General features: G+C 28.1%; 12 protein-coding genes. 6 read left to right on the forward strand and 6 right to left on the reverse strand.

Features of this window, described 5'->3' with window-relative positions; genetic code table 11:
• Positions 1-16: 16 nt before the first annotated feature.
• From mutS to BUB33_RS01575, 5 genes are all read left to right on the forward strand, one after another.
• Positions 17-2,638 carry a DNA mismatch repair protein MutS gene (mutS, locus tag BUB33_RS01555; protein WP_072972203.1) on the forward strand — a complete coding sequence of 874 codons (2,622 nt, stop codon included), beginning with the start codon at positions 17-19 and terminating at the stop codon, positions 2,636-2,638.
• Positions 2,631-4,475, forward strand: a complete 1,845-nt coding sequence (gene mutL / locus BUB33_RS01560; protein WP_072972208.1) for a DNA mismatch repair endonuclease MutL — start codon at positions 2,631-2,633, stop codon at positions 4,473-4,475. Before mutS ends, mutL begins: the two co-directional genes overlap by 8 nt.
• A 12-nt stretch (positions 4,476-4,487) precedes the next feature.
• Positions 4,488-5,441 carry a tRNA (adenosine(37)-N6)-dimethylallyltransferase MiaA gene (gene miaA, locus BUB33_RS01565; protein WP_072972211.1) on the forward strand — a complete coding sequence of 318 codons (954 nt, stop codon included), beginning with the start codon at positions 4,488-4,490 and terminating at the stop codon, positions 5,439-5,441.
• Positions 5,442-5,455: 14 nt separating this feature from the next.
• Positions 5,456-5,677 (forward strand): RNA chaperone Hfq, encoded by a 222-nt coding sequence (gene hfq / locus BUB33_RS01570; RefSeq protein ID WP_072972215.1) that lies wholly within the window; start codon positions 5,456-5,458, stop codon positions 5,675-5,677.
• An 80-nt stretch (positions 5,678-5,757) separates the two neighbouring features.
• Positions 5,758-7,062 (forward strand): methionine gamma-lyase family protein, encoded by a 1,305-nt coding sequence (locus BUB33_RS01575; protein ID WP_072972219.1) that lies wholly within the window; start codon positions 5,758-5,760, stop codon positions 7,060-7,062.
• A gap of 31 nt (positions 7,063-7,093) precedes the next feature.
• On the opposite strand, the gene lexA is transcribed toward BUB33_RS01575, so the two are convergent.
• Complete coding sequence (lexA, locus tag BUB33_RS01580) at positions 7,094-7,711, reverse strand: transcriptional repressor LexA (RefSeq protein ID WP_072972222.1); 618 nt, start codon at positions 7,709-7,711, stop codon at positions 7,094-7,096.
• 181 nt (positions 7,712-7,892) lie between these two features.
• Here lexA and yneA point away from each other — a divergent pair, with 181 nt between their 5' ends.
• Complete coding sequence (yneA, locus tag BUB33_RS01585) at positions 7,893-8,201, forward strand: cell division suppressor protein YneA (RefSeq protein WP_072972226.1); 309 nt, start codon at positions 7,893-7,895, stop codon at positions 8,199-8,201.
• 32 nt (positions 8,202-8,233) lie between these two features.
• Here the strand turns inward: yneA and BUB33_RS01590 are convergent, their stop codons facing one another.
• The 5 genes from BUB33_RS01590 to BUB33_RS01610 all read right to left on the reverse strand — a co-directional run bounded on the left by BUB33_RS01590 (position 8,234) and on the right by BUB33_RS01610 (position 12,563).
• Complete coding sequence (locus BUB33_RS01590; RefSeq protein ID WP_072972230.1) at positions 8,234-9,208, reverse strand: tyrosine recombinase XerC; 975 nt, start codon at positions 9,206-9,208, stop codon at positions 8,234-8,236.
• Positions 9,209-9,779: 571 nt separating this feature from the next.
• Entirely contained in the window at positions 9,780-10,973 is a 1,194-nt protein-coding gene (locus tag BUB33_RS01595; protein WP_072972233.1) for a pyridoxal phosphate-dependent aminotransferase, read from the reverse strand.
• 38 nt (positions 10,974-11,011) lie between these two features.
• Positions 11,012-11,395 (reverse strand): PadR family transcriptional regulator, encoded by a 384-nt coding sequence (locus tag BUB33_RS01600; protein WP_072972236.1) that lies wholly within the window; start codon positions 11,393-11,395, stop codon positions 11,012-11,014.
• Positions 11,396-12,211, reverse strand: a complete 816-nt coding sequence (locus tag BUB33_RS01605; RefSeq protein WP_072972244.1) for a PHP domain-containing protein — start codon at positions 12,209-12,211, stop codon at positions 11,396-11,398.
• A gap of 91 nt (positions 12,212-12,302) precedes the next feature.
• On the reverse strand, positions 12,303-12,563 hold the full coding sequence (locus BUB33_RS01610) for a stage V sporulation protein S (RefSeq protein ID WP_072972247.1): 261 nt from the start codon (positions 12,561-12,563) through the stop codon (positions 12,303-12,305).
• Positions 12,564-12,569 lie beyond the last annotated feature (6 nt).

Consider the following 12,569-nt stretch of genomic DNA (forward strand, 5'->3'; position numbering starts at 1 on the left):
AGAAGGAGGAAAATTTTTGGAAAATTTAACACCAATGATGCAACAGTATATGAGTATAAAGCAACAATATAAAGATTGTATCCTCTTTTTTAGATTGGGAGATTTTTATGAAATGTTTTTTGAGGATGCAATAACTGCATCGAGAGAATTAGAGATTACCTTAACTCAAAGAGATTGCGGAATGGATGAGAAGGCTCCAATGTGTGGAGTGCCTCATCATGTTTCTGACTCTTATGTATCTAGATTAGTCGAAAAAGGTTATAAAGTAGCTATATGTGAACAAATAGAAGATCCTGCCTTAGCTAAGGGAATTGTAAAAAGGGATGTAATAAAAGTTGTCACTCCAGGGACTATAACGGATCAAGCCATTTTAGATGAAAAGACTAATAATTATTTAGTATCTATTTATTTAGATAATTTAGGAACTGGTATCTCTTATGTTGATAACTCAACAGGAGAAATGTATACTACTGAATTTATAGGAGAAGAGGAAAAAATTAATTCTTTTCTTATAGATGAACTTGGCAAAATACTTCCTTCAGAAATCATATGTAATGAAATATTTAATAAAAATACAAAGGTTTTAAAGGTTTTAAAAAATACTATTAATCCTTATATTAATATTTATAAAGAAAAGGAAGTGGATAAGAAAAATTGGGAAACTATAGTTTTGAATCATTTTAATATATCTACTTTAGAGGAATTAGAATTAAATAATAGAATATATTCTATTATTGCAACTGGAAAGCTAATAGAATATTTATATACGACACAAAAATCCTCATTGGATCATATTAATAACTTATCCTATTATAAACCAAATAATTATATGATATTAGATATAAGCACTAGAGCAAATCTGGAAATACATGAAACAATTATAAAGAAGGACAGAAAAGGAGCTTTAATTGGCTTATTAGATAAAACCTCTACTTCTATGGGGGGAAGACTTCTAAAGAAATGGTTAGAACAGCCTTTAGTAAATATAACTGAAATAGAAAAACGAAATAGTGTAGTGGAGCATTTTTTAGATAATATTGTAACAATGGATGATATTAAGTTTATTTTAAAACAAATATATGATATTGAAAGACTTACCAGTAAAATATCTAATGGAAATTGTAATGCAAGAGATTTAATGTCTTTAAAATCTTCAATTTCTGTTTTGCCAGATTTTAAAAGGATATTAAAATCTTCTAATAATATAGAATTAAGTAATATGGGAACAAACCTTGATACATTAGAAGATATTTATTTGTTATTAGATAAAGGAATTAACGAAAATCCTCCTATATCTTTAAAAGATGGTGGACTAATAAAAGAAGGATACGATGCTGAATTAGATGAAATTAAAGAAGCTTGTACAAGAGGAAAAGAATGGCTCGCAACGTTAGAAACTAAAGAAAGAGAAAAAACTGGTATTAAAAATTTAAAAATAGGATTTAATAAAATTTATGGATATTATTTTGAAGTAACCAAGTCTAATATTTCTTCAGTTCCTGATTATTTTATAAGGAAGCAAACTTTAACTAATTCTGAAAGATACTATACAGAGGAATTAAAAAACATGGAAAATAGAATTTTAGGTGCTGAGGTCAAATCATTAGATTTAGAGTATCAAATTTTTAGTAATATCAGAAATGAAGTTAAAAAGAATATTGAACGAATTCAAAATGCAAGTAGAATAATTTCTCAAGTTGATGTATTAAATGCATTTGCGCAGGTTGCATATAAATTAAATTTTGTTAAACCAAATTTTAATAAAAAAGGAATAATTAATATTAAAGATGGTAGACATCCAGTAGTAGAGAGTAATATTGAAAATAATTTGTTTATACCTAATGATACCTATTTAGATACAAAAAATAATATGGTTCAGATTATTACTGGACCAAATATGGCTGGAAAATCTACTTATATGCGCCAAGTTGCTATTATTACTCTTTTAGCTCATATAGGCTCTTTTGTTCCTGCTAGTAGTGCGGATATATCTATAGTAGATAGAATATTTACTAGAATTGGAGCTGCAGACAATTTATCACAAGGTGAAAGTACCTTTATGGTGGAAATGAATGAAGTGTCTAACATTATAAAATCTGCTACTAATGATAGTTTAATTATTTTAGATGAAGTAGGTAGGGGGACTAGTACCTATGATGGACTGAGTATTGCTTGGGCTATAGTGGAGCATATTGCAAATAATATAAAGGCAAAGACTCTGTTTGCAACCCATTATCATGAATTAACTCAACTTCAAGAAAAAAATAATGGCATAAAGAATTTAACAATAGTTGCTCAAGAAAAGGGAGATCAAATTATTTTTTTAAGAAAGATAGTTGAAGGCAGCACAAATAAAAGTTATGGAATAGAAGTTGCTAAATTAGCAGGAATTAATAGAGAAGTCATTACTAGGGCTAATGAAATATTGTCCTTAATAGAAGGGAACCATCAAATAAATATTAATAGTACACCAAAAGAAGAACCAAAACAGTTAAATTTAGTAGATTATAAAAAGGATTATTATCTTGATAAAATTTTAAATTTAGATATAGATAGTATAACACCAAGGGAGGCTTTAAATATCCTGTATAATTTAAAAGAGGATGCTAAACAGTTAAGGAGAGATAGTGATGGGTAGAATTAAGCTGCTAGATAATACAACTATACAGAAAATAGCTGCAGGTGAAGTTATTGAAAGACCATCATCTATAGTTAAAGAATTAATAGAAAACTCTTTAGACGCTAACTCAAGTAATATAACTGTAGAAATTAAAAATGGTGGTAAATCTTATATTAGAGTTACTGATGATGGAGATGGTATTGAAGCAGATGATTTGAATTTGGCTTTTAAAAGACATTCTACATCAAAATTATCTTCTGTTGAAGATTTATATAGGATACGATCTTTGGGGTTTAGGGGAGAAGCTTTAGCTAGCATATCACATGTTTCTATGGTAGAAGTCATGACTAAGACTAAAAATGGATTTGGAGGTATTCATGCTATAGTAGAAGAAGGAGAAATCATTTCTAAAGAACCTATAGGGTGCCCGAAGGGTACTACTATTATTGTAAAAGATTTATTTTATAATTTGCCTGTTAGAAAAGAATTTTTGAAATCAGATTTAATTGAATCTAATCAAATTTCTGATATAGTATATAGGGTAGCACTGGGAAACTTAAACACTTCTTTTAAATTTATACGAGATAATAAAGTTGTTTTAAAGACTTCAAAAAATAATAATATGGAAGCCCATATATATAGTATTTTAGGAAAAGAATTTTCTAAGAACTTAATTGAGATTGAATTTGATGAACATGGAATTCATCTAAATGGATTTATATCTAATAACAATTTATACAGGAGTAATAGAAATCATCAATATATATATATTAATGGAAGATATATAAATAATATAAATATATCAAATGCTATTGAAGGTCATTATAAATCTATTATTCCATTAAATAGGTTCCCTTGCTTTATCTTATTTATGGAATTGGATCCCAGTAGTATAGATGTAAATATACATCCAACGAAACAAGAAATTAAGTTTGTTAATCAATCTCAGATATTTTCAGTAATAGATAAGGTTATAAAAAATGCATTATATCCTTCAATATCTGTTCCTAAGGTAAATTTCAAACAGACAACGGAAATAATTAAGGAAGAAAATCCTCCATTATTGTTTATGCATAAAAATACTGATATACAAGATGATATCATCGTTAAAGACTTTACTAAAAATAAAATAATTGAAGATAGAACTTTAAATAAATCTGTTGAATTAGATGTAATTCCAAAAAATGAATTTTTAATTAGTGAAAATATTAATCATGAAGAACAGTTTCCTGAGGAAGTTATTATTGAGGATAAAGCTACAGATATTAAAAATATTCTTTCTGATATGGAGCCAATAGGAGTAATATTTAATACGTATATATTAGCTGAAGATAAAGTAAATCAAAAATTATATTTTATTGACCAACATGCTGCACATGAAAGGGTTATGTATGAAAAGTATTTAGAGGAATTTAATAATGAAAATATAATTACTCAACAACTTTTAGTACCTGAAGTTATAGAATTGACAAACTCTGAGATGAATAATTTTATAGAAAATAGATTAATTTTTATAAAGCTAGGATTTGATATTGAAGGATTCGGAAATAATAGTGTAGCCATAAGATCTGTTCCTCTACTCTTTGGAGTACCAAAGATTAAAGAATTATTTTATGATTTATTGGATAATATCAATAATATTAAAAGTAATTATGATACTAGATTAGATAAAATAATGAAGATTGCTTGTACTAAGGCTGTTAAAAGTGGAGATCATATGAGTAAAATTGAAATACTTAGTTTATTTAAACAACTGAAAAGATGTAATAATCCACATAGCTGTCCTCATGGCAGACCAACTATTTTGGAGATGAGTAAAACAGATATAGAAAAAGCTTTTCTAAGAATTATGTAGAAGGATGATTTTATGAAAGATAAAGATAATTTGTTTATTTTAATAGGGCCTACAGCCATAGGAAAAACAGCCTTATCTGTAGAATTAGCTAAAAGAATAAATGGGGAAATTATTTCCGCTGATTCTATGCAAATATATAAATATATGAATATAGGGTCAGCTAAAATTACTAAAGAAGAAATGGAGAACATTCCTCATCATTTAATAGATATAATATTCCCAAATGAAGATTTTACTGTAGCCGATTTTAAAAATAATGCTGTTAAATTAATTAAAGATATTAACAGTAGAGGTAAATTACCAATTGTCGCAGGTGGAACAGGATTATATATTAATTCTTTGGTATATAATCTGAATTTTACTCAAGTTGCTCCAAATGAAGAAATTAGAGTTAAACTTGAATCCTTAGGAGATAAGCATGGCAATGAATATTTACATCAAGAATTAGAAAAAATAGATATAAAAAGTGCAGAGAAAATAAGTGTTAATGACCGAAAAAGAATTATTAGAGCAATAGAGATATTTGAAATAACAGGTAAACCTATGTCCGAACATAATAAAAACTTTAGAGTACCAGTAGAAGATTATAATTTAGTAATGATTGGTCTAAATATGGATAGAAAAGAATTATATAATAGGATTAATCTTAGAGTAGACATAATGATAGAAGAAGGGCTTGTAGAGGAAGTCAATAACCTTTTAAAAATGGGATATAATAAAGAACTTGTGTCTATGCAGGGTATAGGATATAAAGAGATTATAATGTATTTAGAAGGTAATATTTCATTAGAAAAATCTGTAGAGTTAATTAAACAAGGCTCAAGAAATTATGCTAAAAGACAGTTGACATGGTTTAGAAGAGATAATAGAATAAAATGGATGAATGTAGATAAGTTTTCTAATCTTGATGATTTAAGTCAATATATAATTGACTATTCTAAAGATAAGATTATAATTAATAAATAGGGGAGGGGAAAAGTATGAAACAAAATATAAGTTTGCAAGATGTTTTTTTAAATAAATCTCGTAAAGATGGAATAGGAATAACAATATTTTTAGTTAATGGTTATCAGATAAAAGGTCAAGTAAAAGGATTTGATAATTATACTATAATTTTAGAAAGTGAAGGGAAGCAACAATTGATATATAAACATGCTATTTCTACAATAATACCTGTTAAACAGATAGACTTAGATAACTAATTTTAATATATTAGTTTTGCAAATGTCTCTGAAATTATCAGAGGCTTTTGTATTTTAAAAACAATGGAAAGGTGAATTAAATGAATGAGTTAACTATAAATAAATTATGTCAACAATTTAATTTGGATAAAGAGATTATAGAATTTATTAATAAAAAGGAAAAGCTAATTTTAGATAAATTTAATGCAGTTAATGAGATTAAAGAATATAATCAATATAAAGTTATAAATGCAATGCAAAAATGTAGACTATCTTCCACAGACTTTAATTGGACAACAGGTTATGGATATGGTGATATAGGGAGAGATAAAGTAGAGCAAATATACGCCCATGTATTTAATACAGAAGATGCTCTAGTTAGACCGGCAATTGCTTCAGGAACTCATGCTATTACTTTAACTTTATCAGGGCTTTTAAGACCTGGTGATGAACTTATGGCTATATCAGGAGCACCTTATGATACACTTCAAAAAGTAATAGGAGTTAAAGGAGGTATGCTAGGAACTTTAATGGATTATGGGATTATATATAAAGAAATTCCTCTAAAAGGAAATCTTATTAATATTGAAGAAGTGATAAAAAATATATCTAAAGATACTAAAATACTTATGATTCAAAGATCTACTGGATACAGTGACAGAAGAGCGCTAACTATTGAAGAAATTGAAAATGCAATTAAAGCCATCAGAACATATAAAAAAGATGTAATTATTATGGTTGATAATTGTTATGGTGAATTTCTTGAATTTAAAGAACCAACTAATGTTGGAGCTGATATTATGGCTGGGTCATTGATAAAAAACCCAGGTGGAGGAATTGCTCTATCAGGAGGATATGTTGTAGGGAAATCAAATTTAGTAGAACAAATAGCAAATAGATTAACTGCTCCAGGATTGGGAAAAGAATGTGGGCTTACTTTCGGTACTACAAGAAGTACATTACAGGGGTTATTCTTAGCACCTCATATAGTATCTGAAGCAGTTAAAGGAGCTTTATTAGTAGCAATTGTATATAAAGAATTAGGATTTAATGTGGTTCCTGATGTTGATGACTTAAGATCAGATATAATTCAAGGGGTTCAGTTAAATAGTCCAGAAAGGATTATTGAGTTCTGTAGAGGAATTCAAGCTGCTTCTGCAGTGGATTCATATGTTGTTCCTGAAGCTTGGGATATGCCGGGATATGAAGATAAGGTGATTATGGCAGCAGGTGGCTTTATAGAGGGTTCATCTATTGAACTTAGTGCTGATGGACCTATAAGAGAGCCGTATTTTGCATATTATCAAGGTGGTTTAACATATGAGCATTGTAAATTAGGTGTGATGAAATCTTTAAACAATCTATATAGTAGAAAGTTAATTGATGAAATAAAGATATTTGAATAATAAAATAGCAGGATATTAATATCCTGCTATTTTACATTTTTCTAAATAATCCTATGACTTTGCCTAAAATAGATACATCTTTTGCATAGATAGGTTCCATGAATTGATTTTCAGGTTGTAATCTTATTCTATCTTTTTCTTTAAAAAATCTTTTAACTGTAGCTTCATCTTCTAGTAAAGCTACTACTATATCACCATTTAATGCAGATTTTTGTTCTCTGACTAAAACTAAATCCCCATCTAGAATACCTGCATCAATCATACTTTCTCCTTGGATTTTAAGCATAAATACATCATGGCCTTCAACAAGTTCCAGTGGCACAGGATAGGTATCTTCAATATTTTCTACAGCCAATATAGGGGTGCCGGCAGTTACTTTTCCTAGAATAGGGATATCAACAGTTTTCTTAGATATAAGCAGAAAATCATCATTTCTATCAAGGATTTCAATAGCTCTAGGTTTAGTAGGGTCTTTTCTAATGTAACCCTTAGATTCAAGCTTTTCTAAATGACTATGGACAGTTGAAGTAGACTTCAAATTAACGCCTTTACAAATATCTCTTACAGCTGGTGGATAACCTTGTCTTTGAACCTCAGATTTTATATATAATAAAATTTCAATTTGTTTCTGAGTCAAATCTTCATACATAAAACACACCTCTCATTCATAGTATATATTTAATAGTCTAATTTTGCTTTATTATATCATATTATCAAAAATATTTCAAACAAAGGTTCGTTTTATTTCATAAAAACCATTGACAAAGAACCTACGTTTGTGTAAAATGTTCTTAGAACGATTGTTCAGAACTAATGTGCGAGGTGGTATTGTGAAAAAGAGATATAAAATAATTAACAAGAAAAGATTTTTCTTATTTATTACTTCTGTATTTGCTGTTATATCAATTATTTTCTTTACTGTATTGCTAAAAAATAAAGCCTATAGTTCGGTTTATCAAACTAGTTATACGGAAGTTAAAGTTGTAGAAGGGGACACTCTATGGAATATTGCATTAAATTATCTCCCGGAAAAAACCGATGTAAGAAAAATGGTATATGATATTAAAGAATTTAACGAAATGAAAGATTTTTATATTTATCCAGGAGATAGAATAAAAATTCCAGTTATAAGTAAATAACTAGTAAAAAGAGCTAAAAAAAGATTTGATTTTTAGCTCTTTTTACTAGTTCTAGTAGACAAAGGATTACTTTTTACTGCATCTCTAAGCCTTTCATTATCAATATGCGTATATATTTGAGTTGTAGATACTGATTCATGTCCTAAAATCTCTTGTAGTGCTCTGATATCTACGTTTCCATACTTATACATCAGTGTAGCAGCTGTATGTCTTAATTTATGTGTGGAATAAATAGAAGTATCTAATCCAGCTTTTTCCAAGTATTTATCAATCATATGTTGAATAGCACGATTACTCATTCTATTTTTTCTTTTACTTATAAACATGGCTTTTTTATCTGTTGCATTTTCAGGTCTAACTTTAAGATAATCCTGAATGGCTAATATGCATGCATCATTTAAGAAGATAGTTCTTTCTTTATTTCCTTTACCGATTATGGACAAAGTATCATTTCCTTTTATCTTATCTATATCTATACTGGATAATTCTGACAATCGTAGACCGCAATTTAAAAACAGCATGATTATTGCATAGTCTCTTTTACGGTATTCTTCATTACTGTTTTCTAACACTGTATTTAATAGTAGTTCTGACTGCTCTAATGTAAGATAAGCGGGATGCCTATTATCTTTTTTAGGAAATTCTAAAGCTTCGGCCGGGTTTTTTTCTATTATACTTACTATTGAATATAAGTATTCAAAGAAAGATCTAAGGGACGCTACTTTTCTCGATTTAGTAAAATTCTTATTATCTCGTTTTTTATCAGCATATGAGATATAAGCATGTAGATCTTGGATATTTAATTTTTTTATTAATTCTAAATCAATATCAGATATATCAATTTCGTCAAAAGGCTGCTGAGAATCGACAAGCCTATATCTTAACTTAATGAATCTGAAAAATGTTCTTAAATCAAAGAAGTATTCCCTTACCGTATTAGGGGAAGAACCTTTAATTGTTTCCATATAATTTAAGTAATCTTCAAGAATTAATGGTATATTATTCATTATGTACCTCTTTTCATTAGTTATTAGTCACAAAATAACTATTTTGTGACTAATAATATTTTACACTAAAATTATCCAAAAATCAAATTTAATATAATATAAAAAACAAATAATGTTTTTCTGTTTTTTCTTTTGTTTACAAACATGGCTTTTGATCTATTAGATTTTTAGATCTATCTATACACACTATTATTTTAAATCAATATTTTAATGTATTATAAAAATACCAAATTTATCCTCGGAAAACAATATAATCAGCTAATCAAAGTAAAAACTGTAACAAAAATTATAATTAACATCTTAAGATTCACAAGAACAATGTTTAAGCCATATAATGAGCTTGTAATTGGATTTTATCCAATCATTAACAAACCTATTAGCAATTAAAATTAAGCTTCTTAAAATCGATTTTATGAGGTCGTTTTTAAAGTCTGTAGTTAAAAAGGAATCTAATAAATTCCACAATAAGTTTACATAACATCATTATGTAAACTTATTGTGGGGAAAGTCATAGAACTAATAAAAGGTTAACATAATTATAATATGTTAACCTTTTATTAGTTTGGTTTTTTTATTCTTCTACTATTTGTTTTATTCTTTCTAACCCTTTTTTAATATTTTCCATAGAGGTTGCATAAGATAATCTTACATATTTATCATCTCCAAAAGCTATGCCAGGTACTACTGCTACTTTACCTTCTTCAAGTAATAAACTTGCAAAATCCAAAGAAGAATTTATTACTTTACCTTTTATTGTTTTGCCTAATAATTGTGTAAAGTTTATCATTATATAGAAAGCACCCTGAGGTTTTCTACAGCTTAATCCTTTGATTGAATTTATAGTTTCAACCATATAGTTTCTTCTTTCTACAAAATGTTTTTTCATCTCTTCTACACTACTTTGATCTCCTATTAGACCTTCAATACTTGCATATTGAGATATAGAACAAGGATTGGATGTTGCATGACTTTGAATATTACTCATTACTTTAATTATATCTTCGTGAGCAGCTGCATATCCAATTCTCCATCCAGTCATTGCATATGCCTTTGACATACCATTTATAAGTATTGTTAATCTCTTTATATCTTCATTAAATGATGCAATGCAAACATGTTTATTATTATCATATACTAGTTTCTCATATATTTCGTCAGAAATAATAAAGATATTATTTTTAACTGCCCAATCTGCTATTTTTCTTAATTCTTCTTCCGTATAAATAGAGCCTGTTGGATTGCTTGGACTATTTAATATAATAGCTTTAGTTTTATTAGTTAATGCTTTGTTTAAATCATCTATATTAAATTTAAAGTCATTTTCTTCCTTTGTTTCTATGTGAACAGGAACTCCATCAGCAAGTCTTACTAATTCAGGATAACTTACCCAATATGGAACAGCAAATATTACTTCATCACCTGGATTTAATATTGCCATTAAAGCATTATGTATAGAATGCTTTGCACCACTGGATATTATAATATTATTTGTTTTATATTCTAATCCATTATCTTTTTTTAATTTTGCACAAATAGCTTTCTTTAGTTCAAGTATTCCAGAAGCTGGTGTATATCTAGTTAGTCCTTCTTTTATTGCCCTAATACCTTCTTGTTGGATATTCTCAGGAGTATTAAAGTCTGGTTCTCCAGCTCCAAAACTAACAACATCTATTCCAGATTCTTTCATAGCTTTTGCCTTTGCAGTAATCTCCAAAGTAATTGAAGGTGCTATCCTTAAACCTTTTTCTGATAAATTAAAATTCATAAAAATCATACCTCCAAAATAATATTTGTTTTATAGAGTTATATTCTTTCCCCATATATATCTTTTAACACATTTTTAACAATAAGTAAAGAATCTTCGAAAGAAGTTTTATTTTGTAACAATAATATTTTATAATGTTTTTTTCCTTCGTCAGTTATTCTATATCTCCTTATAGACCTTTTATCAGGTTCATCCCACCATCCTTCAATATAACCTTCTCCTTCTAATTCTCTAAGAAGAGGATATATCATTCCGGGACTGGGCTCCCATCTATTATTTAATCTAGCTTTTATTTCATCCTTAATTTTATTTCCATAATAAGACTTTTCATTTAACAGATGTAATATATAAAGTTTAACAAAAGAAGTAGTACTTATTTTTGTAGGAAATTGTCTTTGTCTTTCTCCCTTATATATAGTCAATTATATCCTCTCCTTAAATTGTGGGATTGTATCAATATTAACAAAATATTTTCCCAATATTAATTCTCCATTTACTAGATCACCATGAAAATCAGAACCACCGGTAATTATTAAATTATTTGATTTTGATATATTAATCAAATATTCCATATCTTCTTTACTATGTTTAGAATGTATACACTCTAATCCATCTATACCCAATGAAATACAATGACTTATTATATCCTTATTCTTTAGAATACCTGGATGAGCTAAAATAGCAATGCCTCCAATGTTCTTTATTAAAGATATGGTTTCATCAATGGTTATTCTATATCTTTCAACATATGCTGGCTTACCTCTGTCTAGGTATTTATGAAATGCTTCTTGAATATCTGTCACATAACCATTTTTAATCAATGCTCTAGCTATATGAGGTCTACCAATATATTCTTCTCCAGAAAACTCCCTTACTTCATCTAATGAGATTTCAAGCCCTAATATATTAAGTTTCTTAACCATTTCAATTCCTCTAGTTAATCTTGCATCTTTTAATTTATTTGTTATTTTAATAAGATTATTATCCTGATAATTTATAAAATATCCAAGGATATGTACTTCCTCATCCTTAAATGTACAACCAAATTCAATTCCTGGAATTACCATAAAATTATTATATCTGTTGGCATATTTAATAGCTGATTCAATTCCAGTTATTGTGTCATGATCAGTAAGGGCTATTCCATCTAAATTTACCTTAACTGCTAAATCAACTATCTGTTCTGGTGAAAATATTCCATCTGAATGATTTGTATGTACATGTAAATCAAAAATCATCAAATTCCTCCTTTATACTAAAGTATATTGATGATAGTATGTGCGAAATGAGTTATAAAAAACCTGCCAGTAAGGCAGGTTTTTTATAATATTATCTTGGCTCAATAATCAACTTTATAGCTGTTCTTTCTTCACCATCTATCATTATATCTGTGAAGGCTGGTATACAAATAAGATCGATTCCACTTGGAGCAACAAATCCTCTTGCGATTGCTACTGCTTTTACGGCTTGATTTAAAGCACCGGCTCCTATTGCTTGAATTTCAGCGGCTCCCTTTTCCCTTAATACACCTGCTAATGCTCCTGCAACAGAATTTGGACTTGATTTTGCTGATACTTTTAATACATCCATTAAATT

Source organism: Tissierella praeacuta DSM 18095 (genome assembly GCF_900128955.1).
Classification (GTDB): Bacteria; Bacillota; Clostridia; order Tissierellales; family Tissierellaceae; genus Tissierella; species Tissierella praeacuta.